Source organism: Finegoldia sp. BIOML-A4, assembly GCF_009679635.1.
Lineage (GTDB): Bacteria > Bacillota > Clostridia > Tissierellales > Peptoniphilaceae > Finegoldia > Finegoldia magna.
Genome location: NZ_WKZC01000004.1, coordinates 52,026 through 74,047 on the forward strand (window position 1 = coordinate 52,026; position 22,022 = coordinate 74,047).

Here is a 22,022-nt window from a genome sequence, read left to right on the forward strand (position 1 = left end):
TTTTTAATCATTTATAGAAAAAATCTATAAATGATTATTCAAATTGTTAAATTTTTGTAATAAAAAAACACCGTGAGATTTTCTCACAGTGTTTTCGTTATATTATCTATTTGTAGAATTTGGATTTACGACGTCTTCTTTCTTTGCGCCTTCTTCTTCCTTAGCTTTTTCTACAGATTCAACTTTTTTACCTTCTTTATCAAGGTTTTCTTCTTTTTCTGCTGCATCTGTATCTTCTACTGAGTTAGAATAATCCATTTCTGCCATTCTCTTGTAAGTGTTGTATCTTTCCTTAGCATCTCTTTCAGCTTCTTGGAATAATTCTTCAGCTTGTTCAGGGAATGATTTTTGTAATGACAAGTATCTTACTTCTCCTCTGATGAAGTCTTGGAATGATCCAGTTGGTTCTTTAGAGTCTAATTGGAATGGATTCTTTCCTTCTTCTGCAAGAGTTGGATCGAATCTGTATAAGTGCCAGTAACCAGCTTCTACAGCTAATTTTTCTTGGCGTTGGCTCTTACCCATACCAGCTTTAATACCGTGGTTGATACATGGTGAGTAAGCGATGATTAATGATGGTCCATCATATTCTTCTGCTTCTCTAATAGCTTTTAATGTTTGATTTTGGTTAGCACCCATAGCGATTTGTGCTACGTATACGTATCCGTAAGTTGATGCCATCAAACCTAAATCTTTCTTTCTAACTTTCTTACCACTTGCAGCAAATTGTGCTACAGCAGCTGTTGGAGTTGACTTAGAAGCTTGTCCACCAGTGTTTGAGTAAACTTCTGTATCGAATACCATAACGTTGATGTTTTCACCTGATGCTAATACGTGATCCAATCCGCCGTATCCGATATCATAAGCCCAACCGTCTCCACCGAAGATCCATACAGATTTCTTAATTAAGAAGTCTCTGTCTGTTCTTATATATTTCAATAATTCTTCAGCTTCTTCATTGTTAGTGTTGTCATCTAAGTGTTGTAAGATTTCTGCTGCACATGCTTTCGATGTAGCTACATCGTCCATGTTTTCAACGAATTTTTTGAATGGTGCATTCAATGGACTTTCAATATTCAAGTCTAAGAATGCTTGCATTTTTTCTTTTAATTGTAATCTGATCTTCTTGATAGCTAAGTGCATACCATATCCGTATTCAGCATTGTCTTCGAATAATGAGTTAGCCCAAGCTGGTCCTTTACCTTCAGCGTTTGTGCAGTAAGGAGTTGAAGGAGCACTTGCACCCCAGATTGATGAACAACCTGTAGCGTTAGCTATAAGCATTCTATCACCGTATAATTGAGTGATTAATTTAGCGTATGGAGTTTCTCCACAACCAGCACATGCTCCAGAGAATTCAAATAATGGTTGTTGGAATTGTGAGCCTTTAACTGTTTTTTCTGCTGGCATTAAGTCTTCTTTGTATCCAACTTTTTCTACAGCGTAAGTCCAATTGTCTTTTTGTGCAAGATGTTGTTCTTCGAAAGGTTTCATGATTAATGCTTTTTCTTTTGCTGGACATACATCAGCACAGTTACCGCAACCTGTACAGTCTGCTGGTGAAACTTGGATTCTGAATGTTAAATCTTCAAATCCTTTACCAACTGCTTTTTTGCTTTCGAAAGTTTCAGGAGCGTTCTTTCTATCTTCTTCGTTTAATAAGAATGGTCTGATAACTGCGTGTGGACATACATAAGCACATTGGTTACATTGGATACATTTATCCATTTGCCATTCTGGAACGTTAAGAGCGATACATCTCTTTTCGTAAGCTGAAGTTCCCATTGGGAATTCACCATTTGCTCTGTCTTTGAATGCAGATACTGGTAAATCATTACCTTGTTGTGCGTTCATTACACTTGCAACTTCTTTTACGAATTCTGGAAGGTTAGCGTCTTTTTCAACGTCTTCTTCAGCATTTTTCCATTCAGCTGGAACATTGATTTCTACAAGTTGATCGATACCTTGATCTACTGCAGCGTAGTTCATGTTTACAATGTCTTCACCTTTTCTACCGTAGTTAGCAACTATAGATTCTTTTAATTTCTTAATAGCTTCATCTATAGGTAATACTTTAGATAATTTGAAGAATGCAGCTTGCATAATCATGTTAGTTCTTCCACCTAATCCTACTTCTGCTGCAATCTTAGAAGCGTTGATAGTGTAGAATTTAATGTCGTTTTCAGCGATATATTTCTTTAATTTGCCTGGAAGGTGAGTGTCTAATTCATCTTCATTCCAGATACAGTTTAGTAAGAATGTACCACCTTTTCTTAAACCTCTTAATAAATCGTATTGATATACATAAGCTTGTTTTGAACAAGAAATGAAATCTGATTCATCTAAAAGGTAAGTTGAGTGAATTGGGTTGTTACCAAATCTTAAGTGAGACATTGTAACCCCACCAGATTTTTTAGAGTCATAATCGAAGTAACCTTGAGCGTACATGTCAGTACCATCACCTATAATCTTGATAGCTGATTTGTTAGCACCTACTGTACCGTCAGAACCAAATCCCCAGAACTTACATCTTATAGTTCCTTCAGGTGAAGTGTTTATAGTTTCTTTTACTTCTAATGATCTGTGAGTAACATCATCTACTATACCGATAGTAAATTGTGTTCTTGGTTGATCTTGTTTTAAGTTTTCGTAAACTGTGTTAATGTGAGTTGGAGTTGTATCTTTTGAACCTAAACCGTAGATACCACCAACGATAACTGGTTTATTTTCATGATCGTAGAAACAATCTCTAACGTCAAGATATAGAGGTTCTCCTAATGAACCTTTTTCTTTAGTTCTATCTAAAACTGCAATCTTCTTAACTGTTTTTGGAATAGCATTTAAGAAATGTTCTTTAGAGAATGGTCTGTATAAGTGAACTTTTAATACTCCGACTTTTTCTCCTTTAGACACTAAATAATCAACAGTTTCTTCAATAGTTTCAGTTACTGAACCCATAGCTACTATAATATTTTCAGCATCTTCAGCACCATAGTAGTTGAATAATCCGTAGTTTCTGCCTGTAATCTTGTTAATTTCATTGATATAGTTTTCAGTGATACCAACGATATCTTCATAGTATGTATTAGATGCTTCCATACCTTGGAAATAAACGTCTGGATTTTCAGCTGTACCCATAGTCTTAGGGTTTTCTGGATTTAAAGCATTTCTTCTGAATTCATCAATAGCTTCCCAATCAACAATCTTTGCCAAATCTTCATAATCCATAACTTCGATTTTTTGAATTTCGTGACTTGTTCTGAAACCATCGAAGAAATGTAAGAATGGAACTTTACCTTTAATAGAAGAAAGGTGAGCTACTGCTGCTAAATCCATAACTTCTTGTACTGAACCTGAACATAACAATGCAAAACCAGTTTGTCTTGCTGCCATAACGTCTTGGTGGTCACCAAAAATGCTAAGCGCATGTGATGCTAAAGCTCTTGCTGATACGTGGAATACACCAGGTAAGTTTTCTCCGGCAATCTTGTACATATTTGGAACCATCAACAATAAACCTTGTGATGCTGTGAATGTAGATGCCAAAGCCCCTGCAACTAAAGCCCCGTGTACTGAACCAGCTGCTCCACCTTCTGATTGTAATTCAGTTACTTGTACAGTTTCACCGAATAAGTTCTTACGTCCATCTGCTGCCCATACATCAATTGCTTCAGGCATTGGTGATGATGGAGTAATTGGATAAATAGTTGCCACATCTGAAAATGCATAAGCTACGTGAGCAGCGGCTGTATTTCCATCCATGGTTTTCATGTGTTTTGCCATTTATTTAACCCCCTATATATAAATAAATAAATTGTTTAAATTAAAACGGACGAACTCCGCTCTATGAGTTATTATAACTCAATAAAATCCTCATTGCAAGAATAACAAACTTCATCAAAAAATTTTATTGTGAAATTAATTTTTGTTATTTTTTAACTGCTTTCTGTGTTCTTCAGTATCTTTTTTCATATTTGCAATCAACTTATTATTTAACTCTTGTGCCGCATTATAACCCAAAAGTTTTTGCCTTTGATTTCTAACTGCAACCTCAACAATCATTGCAATATTTCTACCTGGTTTTACAGGAACTTCAAGATATGGAAGTTCAACCCCCAAAAGTTCAGTAGTGTGATCGTCAAGTCCGATTCTGTCGTATTCTTTATCGTCTTGCCATTTTTCTAGCTTTATAACCAAATCGATAAACGTAGTTAATCTTACAGAACCTGTGCCGTATAACCTTTGAATATCTAAAATTCCAAGACCCCTAACTTCCAAATAATGTCTAATGTTAAGAGGAGCTTGTGCCAACAATCCTTTTTCGATTTTTCTTATTTCAACCACATCATCTGCAACAAGTCTGTGACCTCTAGTAACCAAATCTAAAGCAGTCTCGCTTTTTCCTACAGAACTGTCTCCCATCAACAAAACACCCATACCAAAAACATCCAACAGAGAAGCGTGGATTGTATCTTCCTCACTGAGAAAATATTCCAATACTTCATCCAATGCTGAGATAAGTCTGGTAGTTGTTCTATCTGAAATTAGTAGAGTTTTATCGTATTCTTCAGCTAATTTTCTAACTTCATCAGGAATTTGAGCATAATGTGAAAAAACAATACAAGGAATATCATATTCCATCATTGCTCTTACTCTTTCTTTTCTAAGCTCCATATCCATCGCCATATAATATGCAAGTTCAGCCTTACCGAACAACTGAATTCTTCTAAATGGAAATTCTTCCAAGAAACCAGATAATTGCAACCCTGGTCTGTTTATTTCAGAATTTGTAATCTCAATTGTTTCGTAATCAGAACTTGTCCTTACAACGTGCAAGTCTAATTTTTTAACAACCGCACTTAATTTTACTGTTTTCATAAGTTCCCTCCTTATTATATTTTATTATCTAATCTGTATATAAGCAAACAATCTTCGATAATAAATGACGAAATCACAACTTAATTGTTACGTTTTTGTAATATTTAACGTTTTTTTAACCTAATTTATTACAAAAAAGTTACAACAAGTTACAAATGTGTTACAATATATTATATTAAATTTGCAGATTAAAAACTTTTAATCGTAAAATTAGGAGGAAAAATGAACAATATCAAAAAACCATTGTTAGTGATGGGATTAATGTTTACCTTTTCTGCTTTAAATGCAACTTCTTCATTTGCTGATGTTGACAATACAAAGCTTGTAGAAGAAGTAAAACATGACGCTTTAAATTACACTACAAATTTGCAAAATACAATTAAAGATCAAGAAAATGTGAATACAGAGGATTCCATCAAATCCAATGATGCACAACAAACTGAAAAAGTTAATACTGAAAATACTGAAAAAGAAGATAAAGAAGAAACTAGTAAGGAAGATTTGAAAGAAGACTTTGAAGATTCAAAAGAACTTTTGAAAAAACCTGCTGAGGTAAAAGCAGTTAAAAGAGCCGATGTGAAGAAAATCACTTCATCAAGTAAATTCGAAACAGCTACTAATATAAGAAATGAATATTTTTCAAAATCAAATACAGTTATTTTGACAAATAGCTCAACATTTGTAGATTCACTATCTGCTGTTTCCCTATCAAGAGGTAACACTCCAATATTATTTACTAACCAATCTTCTTTAGATAGTAAAACATTGGCAAACCTAAAAGCTAACAAACCTAAAAAAGTTTACATTTTAGGTGGAGAAAAATCCGTTAGCAATTCTGTAGTAAATCAACTTAAAAGTTTGGGAATAATCGTTGAAAGAATTGCTGGACATGATAGATACGAAGTTAATTCTAAAGTAGCAGCAAAAACACATAATCCAAATACAAAACAAAAAACAAATATACTTATAACTTCAGGCGAAAATCATAGTGATGCTATATCATCTGCTGTTTTATCTCAAAACAAAAAAGCTCCTATACTTTTCGTTAGAAAAAATGAAGTTCCTACATCTATAAAAGGTTATTTGTTATCTTTAAAGAGAAACAATGCTATAGGAAGTATAACAATAGTTGGTGGTAACTTATCAGTATCTCAACAAGTAGAATCTTACTTAAGAACTTTTAGCAATAATGTAAGTAGGATTGCTGGTCGTGACAGATACACTACTAACCTAAAAGTTGCAAAACAAGTTAACCCTAACGCAAAAAGAGTAATCGTAGCTGAAGGTAATGGTTACAACGATGCATTATTAATGTCACCTGTTGCTACAAAGTTAAATGCTTCTTTAATATTGACAAAACCTAACGATGTAACAAGAACAAAAGATTATTCTTCAAACGACAAAAGCTCTACTATGGAAGCATTCTTTAAGAACAACAAATCCATAGACCAAGTTATAGTTTGTGAAGGAAATCATTCAATTTCCGATTTCGTATCATCATCTATATCTGATTTGTTAGCAGGTAAAAATCTTAAAACTGCACCAAAAGCAGATGCATTATACAAAAAAGAAAAAGCTGAACTAAGAAAAAGTAAAACTGAAAAATCTAAACCTGTAGATTCATTACAAGCTCAACTTGCAAAAGCAAAAAGAGTATTCACAGTAAGATCCACAGCTTACACTTCTGATCCTAGAGAAAACGGTGGATGGAATGTAACAGCAATCGGAACTAAAATTAGACGCGGTGTTATCGCAGTAGACCCAAGAGTTATTCCTTTGAGAACAAGAGTATATGTAGAAGGATATGGATTTGCTACAGCAGAAGACACTGGTGGAGCTATTAAAGGAAATAAAATTGATGTAGTTATGGATACTAAAGCTCAATCTCGTAACTGGGGAGTTAGAAACGTCAAAATCTACATCTTATAATAGAAACTATTAAGCACTGATGTATCAGTGCTTTTTTAATGTAATTTTTTACAATGATTTTGAGACACAATGTCAGTTTTCAGTCGTTACCAAATAAATTTTAAGCGATTTTTCATAAAAACCAGTAATTATTACATTTTTTTAATAATTAAGTTTTTCAGTGGCGTATTTCATCTTTTTCCCTAAAAGTTACAAATTGGTTACAAACTATTCCCTATTTTATGGGAAGTGTGATTTTCAAGTAATTCACAAATTTTTCAATTTGTAAATAGTTTTGAGCAAATTTTACATAAAATCTAGCACATTGTGCAAATTAAACCAATAAATGTCAAATTTGTTTGAAAGTTATGAAAAATTCTTGTAAACTATTAGAGTAATTTGAATAAGTTACAAATTGGTTACAAAAATAATGAGCAATTAAAATTAGCTCATTGAAGTATATTAGGAGGATACATGAATAATTTTAAGAAGCCACTTCTTGTAATGACTTTGGCTGTATCATTATCTTTGGGAGCAAATGTTTCATTTGCAGATAATGAAAATAACAAGTCAGAAACAAATGTTAAAGCTATATTAGATAATTCAAGTAAAACTGAAACAACAACTAAGATACAAGTAAAGCTAGATGAAAATAACAAAGTAATATCTAATAAAAATCAAAATAATACAGAAAAAAAAGAAGCTGAAGTCAAATCACAAAAAAGTGCAAAAACAGAAAGAATAGACGCAAAAAACAGATTTGAAACAGCTAAGAAAATCAAAGAAAAAGAATTCAAAAATGCAGACACTGCTGTAGTTGTGAATTCAAACGAATTTTCAGATTCAATCAGTGCAACAAACATTTCAAATGGTAAATCACCTATTCTTTACACTGATTCCAACAAACTAGACAACTTGACAAAAGAAGCTTTGAAAGGTGTCAAAAAAGTCTACATAACTGGTGGCGAAAAAACTATTAGTTCAAAAGTAGTTGACGAATTAAACGGTATGGGAATTGAAGTCATCAGAGTTAAAGGCAAAGACAGATACGAAGTCAATGCAAAATCAGCTACTACGTCTCAGCCAGTTTCTAACAAGAAACAAAACGTAGTTATCGCATCTGGTGAAAACTTTGCAGATTCTATTTCTTCAACTTCTTTAGCTAAGAAAAAGAACGCTCCAGTTCTTTTAGTTAAAAAGAATGAAGTGCCAAAATCAATCAAAGAATACTTAAATTCTTTCAGCAAAAAAGGCCTTTTGGGAGACATCACTATAGTAGGTGGACAAAATTCAGTTTCAAAAGCTGTTGAAAATGAACTTTCTAAACTTGCAAAAGTTACTAGAATTGCAGGATCTGACAGATACCAAACATCTGTAAAAGTTGCAAAACAAGTCGGTGTAAATTCTGAAAGAACAATTGTAGCTAGTGGAGAAAAATTTGTAGATGTACTTGCAGCATCTCCTGTAGCTCAAAAATACAACGCCCCAATAGTTTTGGTTAAGAAAATGGACGTTCCAAGAAACGAAGATTACAAAACACAAGAACAAAAATCAAACTCTGTGGAATCTTTCTTCAGACAAAACAAGTCAAACATCATGTACACAATGGTATTTGGTGGAAAAAACACTATCGATAATTTCGTAGTAAATGGAATTAAAGATTTGTTAGCTGGTAAATCACTACAAGCAAAACCAAAAGTAGATGCATTAGTAAATGTACCTAAAAAAGAACAACCAAAACAAACTAATAAATTAGACAAAATCGTAAATCTTGCTTACAAACAATTAGGTAAGCCTTACGTTTGGGGAACTCGTGGCCCTAGATCATTTGACTGTTCAGGACTTACATCTTACCTCTACAGACAAGCTTATGGAATTTCAATAAGCCCAAGTTCAAGAGCACAAGCTTCTTATGGACACAAAGTTTCCAAATCAAACTTGAAAAAAGGCGATTTGATGTTCTTTGCAACAGGTGGTGGCGGAATAAGTCACGTTGGAATTTACGTTGGTAACAACAAATTAATCCACGCTTCTACACCATCAACAGGAGTTATCTTATCAGATATCAACTCAAGATATTACCAAAGAACATTCGTTACAGCAAGAAGATTATTAGGTTAAATTCAAAAGCAATGGTTCATCGGAATCATTGCTTTTTTGATTGTCTATTTGAATTTTATTGTTTCATCATTGAAAACTCCAATTGAGTTTTTGATTTTCAAACTGTACACGCTATCACCTATTGAAACGATCATTGTATCATCTTTTGCATCTTCAAAAAATACGAGTTTATCTTTTTCTAGATTATAAGCAATCTTATTGTCCAACCAAGTCATATATTTCTTAGATACTTTAAATCTTTTCAATACATTTTCATAACCTTTTATAGTGGATTCCATTATCAACTTATCATTCTTGTACAACCTTGAATTTCCAGTTTTAAAATCGTACAAAGAATAGAAGACATCTTTATTATTCATCACAACATCAATCGGAAACTCATCTTCTTTCAAATCTCTACTGAAGATTTCCTTATCGTCCATATCTTTGACAGTTAATTTGTCCTTCTCATAATGCATATACATTACAGACTTATCGTTTTTGATTAATTTTCCAATTTTGCCAGTAGATTCAAATGCGTCATTATTATTCTTGAAAATCTCACATTCAAAAAATTTAATTGGAGAATCAGAACGCAAAACCATAGCATACACATTTTTATCCGATAACTTAGCATCACTAATATGCTCTGTTGATGTGAGGTTTTTCATTCCATCATCACTTTTAATCATCAACTTAGAAGCAAAAGATTCATCTGATTTATAAAGGAGATAATCTTTATTATCTACATCGTGGATTCCATATCCATCATCTAGTTGTACCAATTCGTCCTTGGAATCGTCGTAAATAAAGTTCTTGCCATCTTTTAACACGACAATTTTATCTCCATACAATTTCTGAATAAACTCAGAGTTCTTTAACTTATCTGTGTATTTGTTGTGAGAATCCATTTTTTTGATTCTATCTACTTTTACGCTGGATTCTACGCCCTTGTACACTTCTTTTTTCCCACACGATACAAGCATCATCATACATAATGCAACCATCAAAAATTTCTTCATAAATTCCCTCCCATATTAATAAAATATTTCTACTAATATTTATTAATTAATATATACCCAGAATTTACAAAAAAACGATTAGCGTAAATTTTTATAAAACTTTTCGGTTTCTTTTACAGTTGGGAAATTAAACACAAGGTTTTTATTATCCTTAGTCTTAATCCAAATTGCTCTTGGATTGTCATTATGAATGTACACATCACAGTTTCCAATTCCTTTTATTGAAAACTTTCCATAGGAATAGTGTTTCAATGATGTTCCATTTAACCTAACTCCATCTGTTTTGTTGACATCTTCGATTAGCTCAACTTTTTCGATTAATTTTTTGTCAATTACAGTGGTGTAAACAGATTCAGTGATTGTAAGAGTGCTTGGCGTGTTATCAACAGTATACGTTTTTGGTAAACTCATACTTATCATCAAAAATTCGATTGCAATCAATAATACAGCCGTCAATGCGTAGAGTATTTTGCCTGATAATTTTGCCCTGTTAAAAGTCATATTGCCATTTCTTACGCTAACATCTTCAACCATAAGCCTGTCATCTTTTGGATTGTAATAACCCCACGGATCGAAGAAATCTCCATTGTACAAGTCGCTATTAATCGCAGTTAAGTTTTTTGCTATGGTTTGATATTTAAAAAGAGCCAATATTATCGCTAACGTGTACAAAACAATGTATGAAAAAATCGGGAAAATTCTGTAAATATCTTTTGATGAGTAATAAGCTACAACAAATCCTAAAACGATAAACATAATATATATCGCATACATTGTTTGTTGCACTTTTATGATGCTTTCTTCATTCAACTTTAAGTTTTCATCAGAATTAGTCGAATAAACTTTGGTGTTTTTCCTTCCCAAAAACCATCCCGTTAATATCGTACTTACACTCATTGCTACCAGCAAAAAAATGTATACGAAAAACATCTCACTATTTTTGAAAAAAGCTACCAACAGTACGATTTGAACTACCAGCGGAATTATCCAGGCTTTTAGTTTGATTTTCTTTTTTTCAATATCTCTTGAAGTCTTCAAATCATACGTCAAAATACTACTCTCGGTAGATATATTATTGTCCTTTTTGTATTGTCGTATTTCTTTCATTGCGTTGTATTCGATAATATTTGCACTCACAAGATAAACAACTATTAAATTGTAATACACAAGCATTATCCAATCATAATCAAGTAACACAAGAAAAGATAAAACAATGCTCACCGCAAATAAAATATTCAATTTTTTCTTAGTTTTTCCCAGCAAATCGACGATGAACTCATCATCTTCATAACCTTTTGGAAAATTTGTAAACAACATAAATGTATCGTTTATTTTCAATGTATATATGTTAAATCTTCTTATGATGAACAAAATAAACACCAAACTAAAAAATAAAATAAATTGCAACATCATTTTATAATTTCCTCCACTATATTTTTAATATCCTTTTGTGATTTGCCGCGAATTTTCGCTTCCATCAACAGTAGTTTCAATTCATCTTCAAATGAATTTCGTGAATAACCTTCGTCCACGCAAATCTTCGCCCCAACTCTTCTATCTATTACAATTATTTTTTCATCCTTCAAAATATTGTAAGCTTTGCTAATCGTCATAGGATTAATTCCCAAATCATTTGCAAATTGTCTAACAGAAGGAAGTTCGTCGCCAGTTTGTAAGTTACCATTGGCAATTTCTCTAATAATCTCGTTTCGAATTTGAGTGTAAATTGGAACATCACTCGTCGTATTTATATTAATCATTCTGTCCTCCTTGTATTACTTATTATAATACAGATTAGACACAGATGCAATATTTTTTCAAAGAAAAAAGAGCGCATCGAAATGCACTCTAAATCATTACTCGTATTTAGTAGTAAACCAATCATACTAAGAATATCATACGGAAAAAATTGATTTGATTTCAAATCGAGAAATCCGTTAAAAATTGCACTGTTTGAGTGAAACGAGTTTGCAATTTTAGGATTTTGAGATTTAGAAATCAACAATTTTTGAAGTCTAGATATTCGTGTATGATGGTTTATTTACACAATAAATTTCTTCTATAAAACTACATCGCACCGATTAATTTGTTAAACGTATCCTTGTCGATTTCCCACACTCCTTCGTATGGTTTTTCAATGTAGTATTTTTTGTTTTGATACAAATACAACGTCATTTTTTCGTCTTTTCCGTAGAATATTTCCATTTTTCTAAAATCTTTTGTATTCGCAGGTGTGTCGTTGTTTGATTTTTTTCTAGTTGGTTTTGCTTTTTCTTTTATCAATTTGATTGTGTCTACGATATCTTTTTTCGAAGTGATGGATGCCGTTGGTCCTTCCTTGTTTTCTTCGATTTTTGTAACTGTGATTACTTGTGAATCATCTATATTTGGAAGTGTTATTGGATTTGCTTTTTTGCAAGATACCATCACCAACATCAACACCATAACTAACAATACTAATTTAAATTTGTTTTTCATAATTACCTCAATTCTAAAATTTGTTTTGATTTTTCTAATAATCTGTGTGCTTTTTCTTGTGGATTGTCGTCATTCATCAACGCTCTTACGACTGCTATCCCACTTGCACCACTGTTTTTTAATACATCTATGCTATCCTCATTTAAACCGCCAATAGCGACAGTTTTTATGCTTATGCTATTGTTGATATCTCTTAGAGTTTCAACCGATGTTATTTTCGTTTTAACGTGGGTTTTCGTCGGATAAATCGCCCCAACTCCAAGATAATCTGCGCCTTCTTTTTCACATTGTATAGCTCTGGCAACACTTTTAGCAGTTGCACCAATAATGTAATTATCTCCAAGAATTCTTCTTGCATCTTTTATTTCCATGTCTTCATCTCCAAGATGAACTCCTGCACACTCGCTTGCCAAGCAAACGTCAATTCTGTCGTCAATTAAAAGCGGCACATCAAACTTGTCACAAATTACCTTCACTTTTTTCGCCAAGTCTATGTATTCTCTTGTAGAGATATTTTTCTCCCTTAGTTGTACCAGTGTTACTCCACCTTTAAGAGAATCTTCAATTTTTGTTAAAAAAACTTCCTCATCTTTAACATTTGTCCTATCAGTAACCAAGTACAAGCTAAGATTCAACTTTTCTCGCATCTATCTTCTCCTTTATTTGTTCCCATTTTATTTTGGATAAATTATCATACAAACCGATTTTGAAAGAACTAAGTCCAACACTTTTATCCACCATTTCACAGCTAATATTCATCATGCTAATTGCTAGAACACATGCTTCTATCGATTGAGATACGCTAAGTGTACACGCTATCAAACTTCCCACAACACAACCTGTCGCAGTGATTTTTGAAAGCCTTTCATCGCCATTATTAAGCAGATAAATCTCATCTGAACACACAATATCCGTATGCCCTGTTGCCACAACCATTGAATGGTACTTTTCGTGCAAATTATTACAATAATTAATCACATCGTCTACTTCAAGCTTTCTTGAATCCACACCTTTTGTACTTAAATCTTTAATAACCAGTGATTTTATCTCGCTGTAATTTCCTTTTATGCAAGTTATTATGTATTTTTGCAAGATTTCTAGTGTGAAATCAAGCCTTAATCTTGACGCACTCACTCCAACCAAATCCAATGTAATTGGAATGTTGTTTTCATTTGCAATTCGTAGGGATTTTTTGATTGATTCTATTCTATAATCCGTGATGTTTCCTAAATTTACCAACAGAGAATCAGAATTTTTCGTAATATCTTCGACTTCTCGTGGATTATCTGCCATAAACGGACTTTGGTTAACACTCAGAACTGCGTTTGCCATATCATTGATTGAAATCGCATTCGTAAGGCAATGAATCAGATTATTATTGTTGTACAAATCAGAGTAAATCTCTGACATTTTTTGTATTAAATTATCCATTGATACTTTCCTTTAATTTATCTAGCATTTTATTTTTTTGCATAGCCTTTAAAAATGCGAATGCTACAGTCGCTCCCATTAAAGTCGCAAGTACAAATGATGGCGTGTAGAAAAACAAAGTCAAATTGCTTTTTCCGAAGAAAAACTTCATAACAGGAACGCTTACGATCGATCCTATTATTCCAGTTCCAATAACTTCTCCAATACAAGCCATAATCAATTTGTTCGTTCTTTTATACAAAACTCCCGACAAAAACGCCCCAAACACAGCTCCAGTCAGCGCTAACGGTGGAATTGCCATTAGTGACATTCTGATTATCCCAATCAACGTCGCACACAAAAGTGCATACCATGGTCCCAAAAACACCGCACACACGATATTTACAAAATGTTGTGTCGGACAAAATCCAACCACTCTCAAAATTGGAGATATCACAACTCCTATTGCGACAAATATTGAAAGCATTATCATTTTAATTAAAGTAGTATTTTTTCTTGTCATAAACCATCCATCCTTCACTACCTTATATATTACCATCAATCAATATTTCTTTACAATAAAAAATATAGCAAATTATTGCTTAAAATAATTTGCTATATTTTCTGCTGCTTTTTCATTCATTCCATCAACTTCGCAAAGCTCTTCTACACTGGCTTTTTTTATTCTGTCAAGAGTTTTAAAATGTTTCATCAAAGCTTTTTTCCTTTTTTCTCCGATTAAGGCTATATTGTCTAATTCAGATTTCTTGAAGTTTCTTTCGTGAAGTTTTCTGTGATAATTAATTGCAAATCTATGTGTTTCTTCTTGAATCGCAAACAACAACCTGTACAAAGGAGTGTTCACTTTCAATCTGATTTCGTCGTTTTCGTAAATTATTCCACGCGTCCTATGCTTATCGTCTTTTACAAGACCCAAAATCGGGATATCCAAGTTGAATTCGTCCAACACTTCTTTTGCGATGTTGACTTGACCTTTGCCACCATCCATCAAAATTATAGAAGGCATTTCATCAAAGCTGTTGTCTTTTTTATCAGAATCCAAAAGTCTTCTGAATCTTCTCGTCAATACTTCCCTGTGCGATGCATAATCATCGGCACCTTCTACAGTTTTTATTTTAAATTTACGATAATCTTTGGAAGATTTAGCCCCGTTTTTGAACACAATCATACTTCCCACAGAATCTACACCACTTGTGTTGGAAATATCGTAGCATTCAATTCTATCAATTGGTTTAACCCCTGTGATGTCTTGCAAATCTAAGATTGCATTCTCACGATTACGTTCTCTTTTCAAATGTCTGGAAATGTATTTGTCCAGTCCTTCTTTTGCGTTTATTCGAACCATTTCCAAAAGGTCAGTCTTGTTACCTCTTTTAGGAATTTTGATTTCGACCTTGGAACCTTTTTTCTCCGTCAGCATTTCTTCGATAAGCTCTCTGTCTTCGATTTCAATATCGGTTAGGATTTGTTTCGGAACGTAAGTCAAATCAATGTAGAATTGTTTGAAAAATTCTCCTACAATGTGTTCATTTGATTCTTCGTATTTATTGTCGATAATGAAATGTTGTCTTTCAATAATTTTGCCATTTCTCATGAAAAATACTTGAACGCATACAGTCTCCGCTTCTCTAGCCATGGATATCATATCCAAATCCAACCCCTTGGTGTTGGTGATGTTTTGTTTTTCCAAAATCACTTGAATATTTGCAATAGAATCTCTGAGTTTCGCTGCCAATTCAAAGTTCAAATTCTTGGATGCAGCCATCATTTTATCGGTCAATTTCTTAGTCAAGTCATCTTCACGACCATTCAAGAAATTTTCCACTTCTAACAATTCTTTGTTGTAATCTTCTTCGTTAACATCATAAACGCACATTCCGTCACAACGATTGATATAATAATTCAAACAAGGTCTCTTAAGCTTTTGACCCTTATCAAAATTCAAATTACACGTTCTGATTTTGTACGTTTCATGAATTAAATCTATAATATCATTAACTGCATAAGCATTAGGAAAAGGCCCAAAATACTTCGCCTTATCCTTCAAAACACGTCTAGTTTTCAAGACTCTTGGAAACTTTTCGTTCGTGATTTTGATGTATGGATATTGCTTATCGTCTCTTAAAACGATGTTGTATTTCGGGCTGTTTTTCTTGATTAAGTTTGATTCCAGAACCAAAGCTTCACATTCATTATTCACGATAATATATTCAAAATATTCTACGTGACTTACCATTGCAGCGACCTTTGCGAGTTTTTTTGATGAATCAAAATATTGACCCACACGTCTTCTCAAATCAATCGCCTTGCCAACGTAGATTATCTCGTCGTTTTTATCGTGCATAATGTACACGCCTGGTTTGTGAGGTACTTTTTGCAGTTCTTTTTTTATATCAAACATTTCTATATTGCTTTTGTTTGTTGTTCAAGATATTCTAAGTCAGATCCTTCCAAGTATGGTGATAATTTTTCGTAGCATTCCTTATTGTAATTGTTCAACCATTCTAATTCGAAAGGAAGTAATTTTTCTTTAATAATAGGTCTTGTGTCAATTGGACAAATAGACAGCGATTCAAATCCCAAGAATTCTCCAAATTCAGATTCTCCAACTTTGATGCAGTGCATAATATTTTCGATTCTAATTCCGTGTGAACCTTCGATGTAAATTCCTGGTTCGTCACTTGTAACCATTCCTTCGTCCATGTCGATATCATTATTTACGGACGAAATTCTTTGTGGTCCTTCGTGAACACCAAGGTAGAATCCCACACCGTGACCTGTGCCGTGTCTGAAATCCAACATTTCTTGCCAAATAGGTCTTCTTGCAATTGGATCTAAGCTCGATGATTTTGTTCCTTTAGGGAAGATTGTAGTCATTAAATTGATGTGTGATTTTAATGTTAAAGTATAGTGTAGTTTTTCATCATCAGTCAATTCACCAAGAGCAACCGTACGAGTAATATCAGTAGTTCCATCCAAATATTGCGCACCACTATCAACCAAGTACAATCCCTTCGGTTGTAAAGTCACTGGATGATCAACTGATGGTTCGTAATGAGGAAGTGCAGCATTTTCTCCATATGCAGATATAGTACCGAAACTTAAATCCATGAACAAATCGCCTTGTTCTCTGAAATATCTCAACTTATCTGCTGCACTCATTTCAGTAACATTTCCAGTTGGAGTACCTGTTTCTACCCAATTGAAAAACTTAACCAACGCAACGCCGTCTTTGATGTAAGCATTCTTTTGATTTTTAATTTCTGTTTCATTCTTATGAGCTTTCATCAAAGTTGTAGGTTGAATTCCTTTTGAAATTCTAATATTTGAATTAATTGAATTGTAAATTCTTACATTTGTCTTAGAAGGATCCAAGAATAAAACACTTTTTCCTGGAAGCTCACTCAAATCTTCGAAGACTTTTTCGTAAGCTTTTACAGTAACACCTTGTTCTTTTAATAATTCAATCAAATCATCGCCGATTTTTTCATCATCAATGTACAAATTAGCAAAATCTTTTCCAACCAATGCATAACTTATGATAACAGGATTGTACAATACATCGTTACCTCTAATATTGTAAAGGTAGCAAATATCATCCAAAGAGCCTATAAAATTGTAATCACAATCGTTAGAATCCATAAAATATCTTAACTCTTTTAATTTTGTCTTAGTATCCTTGCCACAATATTTTACATCAAATGCATAAGCCTTTGAGTTTGGTTTTTCTGGACGATCTTCCCAGATATCACCAACAAAATCCACATCAGTGATTATCATTCTATCGCCAAGATTTTCCAACCATTGATAATAATCATTGTAGTCCAAAGTAAGACCATCAACTCCTATTTTCCCACATTCGCCGACATTTTCATTCAAATATTCAATTAAAGTTGGAACCCCAGGTTCACCCATCTTCATCAATTCTACAGTAGACCCTTCAAGTTCCTTAGCAGCTTGAATAAAATATCTTCCATCAGTAAACAAAGCCGCTTTTTTCTTCAAAATTACAGCAGTTCCTGCACTACCACTAAATCCAGTAATATATTTTCTAGTTTTATAATAATCTGCTAAATATTCAGATGTATGAGGATCGCTCGATAATACAACATACGCATCGATATTTCTTTCACTCATTTTTTTTCTTAGCTTTTCTAATCTTTCTGTAATCATAAATTACCTCCTCGTAGTTACAATAATTATATCATAAAAAATAACGATGTTTATTTTCACGCTAACAAAAAAACTAGGTAAATTAATACCTAGTTTGTAAAATATGCTAATAAAAAAATCAAAACCAATTAGCACAAATATCTGTCTCCAAAAATAAACAAATTCAAAGCTTATGAAGCTAAAATCTCAAACTCGTGCTATGCACTCAAACAATGAGATTTTTTAACGCTTCATTTCGCTAGAATTTGTAATTATTTTTTACGAATGATATTCTTTGCTAATACGGTTTTGATTTATATTCTAATATATTACCAATACCTCTAACTGGTTTTTGATATTTATTACCAAAATTATCCGCAGTTAAACTCAATTGATGTTTTTTACTACATAAAAACTTTTCTATACATTAAATCTAAAATGAACTACATCTCCATCTTGCATCAAGTAGTCTTTGCCTTCCAATCTCATAAGACCTTTTTCTCGGACTGCAGGCATAGATTTTAATTCGATCAAATCATCGTAATTTACGATTTCTGCTCTGATGAATCCTCTTTGAATATCTGTGTGGATTTTACCAGCTGCTTGTACTGCAGGAGTATTTTTCTTGATAGTCCATGCACGAGTTTCATCTTCACCAGTTGTCAAGAAGCTCATAAGTCCAAGCAAATCGTAACTTTGTGTAATCAAATCATCAATCCCTGATTTTTCAAGTCCAATTGCTTCCAAAAATTCCTTCTTGTCTTCTTCGCTATCCAACGCAGAAATTTCCGATTCAATTTGCGCAGAGATTACAACTACTTTTGCATCTTCTGATTTGGCAAAATCTTTTACTTTTTGAACCATTTCGTTGTTTTCGTAAGCATCTGCTACTTCGTCTTCACTTACATTGCACACGTAAATTATTGGCTTTACACTCAAAAGATTGAAGCTTCTCATAAGTTTCATTTCATCTTCGTCCAAATCCAAGATTCTAATTGATTTTCCTTCTGATAAAACGTCGTAGATTTTTTCAAGAAGATCCACTTCTTCCTTCAAATCCTTATTACCTTTCAAAGCTTTTCTGGATTTTTCTAATCTTCTTTCAACCATTTCCAAATCAGACAAAATAAGTTCGTAGTTGATGGTGTCGATATCTCTAAGTGGATCCACTGAACCATCAACGTGAACTATGTTTTCGTCTTCAAAACATCTTAGAACTTCAACAATAGCATCGGATTCTCTAATGTTTTCCAAAAATTTATTTCCTAAACCTTCTCCCTTACTTGCGCCTTTTACAAGACCTGCAATGTCGTAAAATTCGATAGTTGCTGGAATAACTTTCTTGGAATTAAAAAGTTCTGCTAATTTATACACTCTTTCATCAGGAACATTTACAAGTCCGATGTTAGGATCTATCGTACAGAATGGATAATTCGCCATTTCTGCACCTGCTTTTGTTATCGCATTAAAAAGTGTGGACTTTCCTACATTTGGAAGCCCCACAATACCTAATTTCATATCATTCACTCCTTTTAACTAACTCAAATTTTACCATATACCATATTTTTTGTAAATTATACGCATTTAAAAAGAGCCCTTTTTCAGAGCTCTAATTTAAAAATTATTTAGTTTGGCATTTTTGATAATCTTTGGATAGTTTTTGTAGGAATAGTTCATGTCTACTCCGCCTTCTCCAGTATCTGGAACGCCTTTTATTTTTGATTTATTTGTGAATTGCCACATTCCATAATCTGGTGTGAAACAGTTAGGACTTGTAACGTGCCAATGTGCAATCCAAATATCGTAATCTTTCAATCTATTTTTTTCGAATTGGTTGTTAATCCAATATCCTGAGCTGTACAATCCTGTGTAGTATCCATTCTTTTCAAGAATACTCATAAAGGCAATCGCCATATCTGTTTTTGTTTTTGTTGGAATTCTACGTTGTGAAGGATCTTCGAAGTCCAAATATACTGGGTATTCGAATTGTTTTTTGCCCAATATTTTCAAGTATCTTACAGCTTCTTCCTTAGCTTCTTCAACATTTACAGCGTATGAATACCAATATGCTCCAACGTTTAATCCAGCTGCTTTTGCATTTCTGTAGTTTTGTTGGAATTTTGGATCTTCACCACTGTATCCGGAACCTGCTTTTAATATTACAAAATCCATTCCGTTTTGCTTAGCTAATTTCATATTTACATTGCGGTTGAATTTTGAAATGTCTGCTCCTTGTTGAAATACTAATCTGTATTTGTTAGGATTAAACATTCCAAAATCATCAATTTTTGCATATCCTTTAAATCCATTTATATCCAATTGCATCCATCCATTATTTAAAATATTTATAACTTGCATAACTGTTGAAGTGTTGATATCTCTTACAGATTTTGCAGAACTATTTGCAGCATTGTAAAGTTTTGTTGAGTGTTTTGCAACCACGAAATCGTGCAAACCTATCGCTTTATCTTCTTCGATAATATCTGATTGATCTTTTACAACTGGTGGCTTTGGTTGTGGTTTTGCTTGTGGTTTTTTAACTGGCTTTGCTAATACATTTTTTACTGTGCCATAAACATTATTGTCTATAGTTCTATATCCACCAACAATATATACATCCTTGATCGACTTTTTGAAGTTATTCAAGAATGCTATGACACTTGTGTCTAGTTTACTTCTTGAACTCAATAAAATCGGTGCATTTAATTTTTGAGCCAATGGACTTATAGCAAGTGCATCTGCAAAATCTTCACCACTTGCGATGAACACTTTGTCCTTGTTCATAGAATTAGCCACTTTTACAGATCCATCGTATCTGTTTCTGCCACTAATTCTACTAACATTTTTGCCAGTGACTGATTGAATATATCTAACTGTAGCTGATGAGATGGATTGTCCTCCACCAACAACTGTCACTTTTCCTATACTAGATTTATTTCTAAGTAAATAATCTCTTGTTTGTCTGGACAAAGTTTTTCCAGAACTCAACAAAATCTTAGCGTTATTTGAATAAGCGTAAGAAGATGCGTAAAGTGGGTCACTGAAGTTTTCTCCACTTGCAATAACTACGTTCTTTTTCTTGCTCATAGCTGCAACCTTTGCGCTAGTTTCGTATCTATCTCTTCCGGCAATTCTAGTAACTTTATTTGAGTATTTCTTTAATATGTTTTCAATTCCAGAACTAATTGATTGCTGACCACCAAGAAGATATACTTCTACAGGATTAAGCCTTTGAATTTCATTTCTTGTAGCTGTTGGAAGAGAATCTTTTTCTGTGTACAAAATAGAATATTTTCCATCAGACAAAGTCGTTGCACTCAATGCATCGGCGTATTTTTGTGCATTAACAACAATAACCTTCTTAGCATTAGTGAATTGTTCTCTTGAAATTTGTGCAGCAGATTCGTATCTGTTTTGACCTGCAATTCTAGAAGGAATGATTTGTCCAGCAGAATTTAATGCTTTTACTTCTTCATCTTGCGCTTTTTTATCATCAGCTTCTTCAGAAACTTGTTCTTCTGAATTTTCCTTTGATACAGATTTCTCAGGTTTAATAGGCGAATCTTCTAAGACTTCTTCTGTATCTTTTATATCTGATTTTTCAGATACAACTTCTTTTTCAGTCTCTTCTTCATCTTTTGTAGACTCTGAAGCTTCTTTTTTTTCTGATTTTTCCTTAATATCTTTATTTGAATCTGTTGATTTTAAATCTTCATGATTCAAATCACCATTTTCCTTTTTTTCATTTTGTAAGTTGTCTACGTTAGCGTATCCCAATTTAGCTTTCTTAGTCAACTTACTTTGATTATGTGTGCTAATTGATGTATATTTGGCACTAAGCTCGTTTTCTACATCTTTCTTATCATTTTCTGTTTGAGCCATAGATCCTGTTGAGATCATTAATGACACAGACAGTGCGACAAACGATACCTTAGCAATATCTTTTAAGTTCTTCATAGATACAACCTCCTAATATACATACATAATAACATAAAAAGTTACAAAATGGTATCAATTTTGATAATTGTTGACATTCAAAACGAATTAATAAAA

General features: G+C 33.1%; 15 protein-coding genes. 2 read left to right on the top strand and 13 right to left on the bottom strand.

What is annotated here, in order from left to right; genetic code table 11:
• Nucleotides 1-102 precede the first annotated feature (102 nt).
• Both nifJ and hprK read right to left on the bottom strand, forming a co-directional pair.
• Nucleotides 103-3,783, bottom strand: a complete 3,681-nt coding sequence (gene nifJ, locus GKG01_RS04680) for a pyruvate:ferredoxin (flavodoxin) oxidoreductase (protein WP_154271656.1) — start codon at nucleotides 3,781-3,783, stop codon at nucleotides 103-105.
• A 135-nt stretch (nucleotides 3,784-3,918) separates the two neighbouring features.
• Nucleotides 3,919-4,878, bottom strand: coding sequence for an HPr(Ser) kinase/phosphatase (hprK, locus tag GKG01_RS04685; RefSeq protein ID WP_154271657.1), 960 nt, complete (start codon nucleotides 4,876-4,878; stop codon nucleotides 3,919-3,921).
• 222 nt (nucleotides 4,879-5,100) lie between these two features.
• Here hprK and GKG01_RS04690 point away from each other — a divergent pair, with 222 nt between their 5' ends.
• Nucleotides 5,101-6,807 (top strand): cell wall-binding repeat-containing protein, encoded by a 1,707-nt coding sequence (locus tag GKG01_RS04690; RefSeq protein WP_154271658.1) that lies wholly within the window; start codon nucleotides 5,101-5,103, stop codon nucleotides 6,805-6,807.
• 453 nt (nucleotides 6,808-7,260) lie between these two features.
• Nucleotides 7,261-8,907, top strand: coding sequence for a cell wall-binding repeat-containing protein (locus tag GKG01_RS04695; protein ID WP_154271659.1), 1,647 nt, complete (start codon nucleotides 7,261-7,263; stop codon nucleotides 8,905-8,907).
• A 44-nt stretch (nucleotides 8,908-8,951) separates the two neighbouring features.
• Here the strand turns inward: GKG01_RS04695 and GKG01_RS04700 are convergent, their stop codons facing one another.
• The 11 genes from GKG01_RS04700 to GKG01_RS04750 form a co-directional block, all read right to left on the bottom strand.
• Nucleotides 8,952-9,908 carry a hypothetical protein gene (locus tag GKG01_RS04700; protein WP_154271660.1) on the bottom strand — a complete coding sequence of 319 codons (957 nt, stop codon included), beginning with the start codon at nucleotides 9,906-9,908 and terminating at the stop codon, nucleotides 8,952-8,954.
• 78 nt (nucleotides 9,909-9,986) lie between these two features.
• Nucleotides 9,987-11,321 (bottom strand): PH domain-containing protein, encoded by a 1,335-nt coding sequence (locus GKG01_RS04705; protein ID WP_154271661.1) that lies wholly within the window; start codon nucleotides 11,319-11,321, stop codon nucleotides 9,987-9,989.
• Nucleotides 11,318-11,668 carry a GntR family transcriptional regulator gene (locus GKG01_RS04710; protein WP_154271662.1) on the bottom strand — a complete coding sequence of 117 codons (351 nt, stop codon included), beginning with the start codon at nucleotides 11,666-11,668 and terminating at the stop codon, nucleotides 11,318-11,320. The genes GKG01_RS04705 and GKG01_RS04710 overlap by 4 nt, the downstream gene beginning before the upstream one ends.
• A 307-nt stretch (nucleotides 11,669-11,975) precedes the next feature.
• A complete protein-coding gene (locus tag GKG01_RS04715; RefSeq protein ID WP_094206841.1) occupies nucleotides 11,976-12,386 on the bottom strand; it encodes a DUF5301 domain-containing protein in 411 nt (136 codons plus the stop codon).
• A gap of 2 nt (nucleotides 12,387-12,388) precedes the next feature.
• Nucleotides 12,389-13,033 (bottom strand): thiamine phosphate synthase, encoded by a 645-nt coding sequence (gene thiE / locus GKG01_RS04720; RefSeq protein WP_154271663.1) that lies wholly within the window; start codon nucleotides 13,031-13,033, stop codon nucleotides 12,389-12,391.
• The gene (gene thiM, locus GKG01_RS04725; protein WP_154271664.1) at nucleotides 13,011-13,817 is read right to left on the bottom strand and encodes a hydroxyethylthiazole kinase; all 807 of its coding nucleotides are present in this window, start codon (nucleotides 13,815-13,817) and stop codon (nucleotides 13,011-13,013) included. The genes thiE and thiM overlap by 23 nt, the downstream gene beginning before the upstream one ends.
• Nucleotides 13,810-14,319 carry an energy coupling factor transporter S component ThiW gene (thiW, locus tag GKG01_RS04730; RefSeq protein ID WP_154271665.1) on the bottom strand — a complete coding sequence of 170 codons (510 nt, stop codon included), beginning with the start codon at nucleotides 14,317-14,319 and terminating at the stop codon, nucleotides 13,810-13,812. Before thiW ends, thiM begins: the two co-directional genes overlap by 8 nt.
• A 72-nt stretch (nucleotides 14,320-14,391) precedes the next feature.
• The gene (gene uvrC / locus GKG01_RS04735) at nucleotides 14,392-16,218 is read right to left on the bottom strand and encodes an excinuclease ABC subunit UvrC (RefSeq protein WP_154271666.1); all 1,827 of its coding nucleotides are present in this window, start codon (nucleotides 16,216-16,218) and stop codon (nucleotides 14,392-14,394) included.
• Between the two features lie 2 nt (nucleotides 16,219-16,220).
• Nucleotides 16,221-17,990, bottom strand: coding sequence for an aminopeptidase P family protein (locus GKG01_RS04740; protein ID WP_154271667.1), 1,770 nt, complete (start codon nucleotides 17,988-17,990; stop codon nucleotides 16,221-16,223).
• 399 nt (nucleotides 17,991-18,389) lie between these two features.
• Complete coding sequence (ychF, locus tag GKG01_RS04745) at nucleotides 18,390-19,487, bottom strand: redox-regulated ATPase YchF (RefSeq protein ID WP_094205333.1); 1,098 nt, start codon at nucleotides 19,485-19,487, stop codon at nucleotides 18,390-18,392.
• A 96-nt stretch (nucleotides 19,488-19,583) separates the two neighbouring features.
• On the bottom strand, nucleotides 19,584-21,926 hold the full coding sequence (locus GKG01_RS04750) for a cell wall-binding repeat-containing protein (protein ID WP_154271668.1): 2,343 nt from the start codon (nucleotides 21,924-21,926) through the stop codon (nucleotides 19,584-19,586).
• Nucleotides 21,927-22,022: the final 96 nt, after the last annotated feature.

What these genes read in the sequence shown, in the direction of transcription:
- thiM (WP_154271664.1), bottom strand. Translation starts at nt 13,817, where the DNA reads ATGGATAATTTAATACAAAAAATGTCAGAGATTTACTCTGATTTGTAC.
- uvrC (WP_154271666.1), bottom strand. Translation starts at nt 16,218, where the DNA reads ATGTTTGATATAAAAAAAGAACTGCAAAAAGTACCTCACAAACCAGGC.
- GKG01_RS04700 (WP_154271660.1), bottom strand. Translation starts at nt 9,908, where the DNA reads ATGAAGAAATTTTTGATGGTTGCATTATGTATGATGATGCTTGTATCG.
- GKG01_RS04710 (WP_154271662.1), bottom strand. Translation starts at nt 11,668, where the DNA reads ATGATTAATATAAATACGACGAGTGATGTTCCAATTTACACTCAAATT.
- GKG01_RS04705 (WP_154271661.1), bottom strand. Translation starts at nt 11,321, where the DNA reads ATGATGTTGCAATTTATTTTATTTTTTAGTTTGGTGTTTATTTTGTTC.
- thiE (WP_154271663.1), bottom strand. Translation starts at nt 13,033, where the DNA reads ATGCGAGAAAAGTTGAATCTTAGCTTGTACTTGGTTACTGATAGGACA.
- GKG01_RS04750 (WP_154271668.1), bottom strand. Translation starts at nt 21,926, where the DNA reads ATGAAGAACTTAAAAGATATTGCTAAGGTATCGTTTGTCGCACTGTCT.
- GKG01_RS04695 (WP_154271659.1), top strand. Translation starts at nt 7,261, where the DNA reads ATGAATAATTTTAAGAAGCCACTTCTTGTAATGACTTTGGCTGTATCA.
- GKG01_RS04690 (WP_154271658.1), top strand. Translation starts at nt 5,101, where the DNA reads ATGAACAATATCAAAAAACCATTGTTAGTGATGGGATTAATGTTTACC.
- GKG01_RS04740 (WP_154271667.1), bottom strand. Translation starts at nt 17,990, where the DNA reads ATGATTACAGAAAGATTAGAAAAGCTAAGAAAAAAAATGAGTGAAAGA.
- nifJ (WP_154271656.1), bottom strand. Translation starts at nt 3,783, where the DNA reads ATGGCAAAACACATGAAAACCATGGATGGAAATACAGCCGCTGCTCAC.
- thiW (WP_154271665.1), bottom strand. Translation starts at nt 14,319, where the DNA reads ATGACAAGAAAAAATACTACTTTAATTAAAATGATAATGCTTTCAATA.
- GKG01_RS04715 (WP_094206841.1), bottom strand. Translation starts at nt 12,386, where the DNA reads ATGAAAAACAAATTTAAATTAGTATTGTTAGTTATGGTGTTGATGTTG.
- ychF (WP_094205333.1), bottom strand. Translation starts at nt 19,487, where the DNA reads ATGAAATTAGGTATTGTGGGGCTTCCAAATGTAGGAAAGTCCACACTT.
- hprK (WP_154271657.1), bottom strand. Translation starts at nt 4,878, where the DNA reads ATGAAAACAGTAAAATTAAGTGCGGTTGTTAAAAAATTAGACTTGCAC.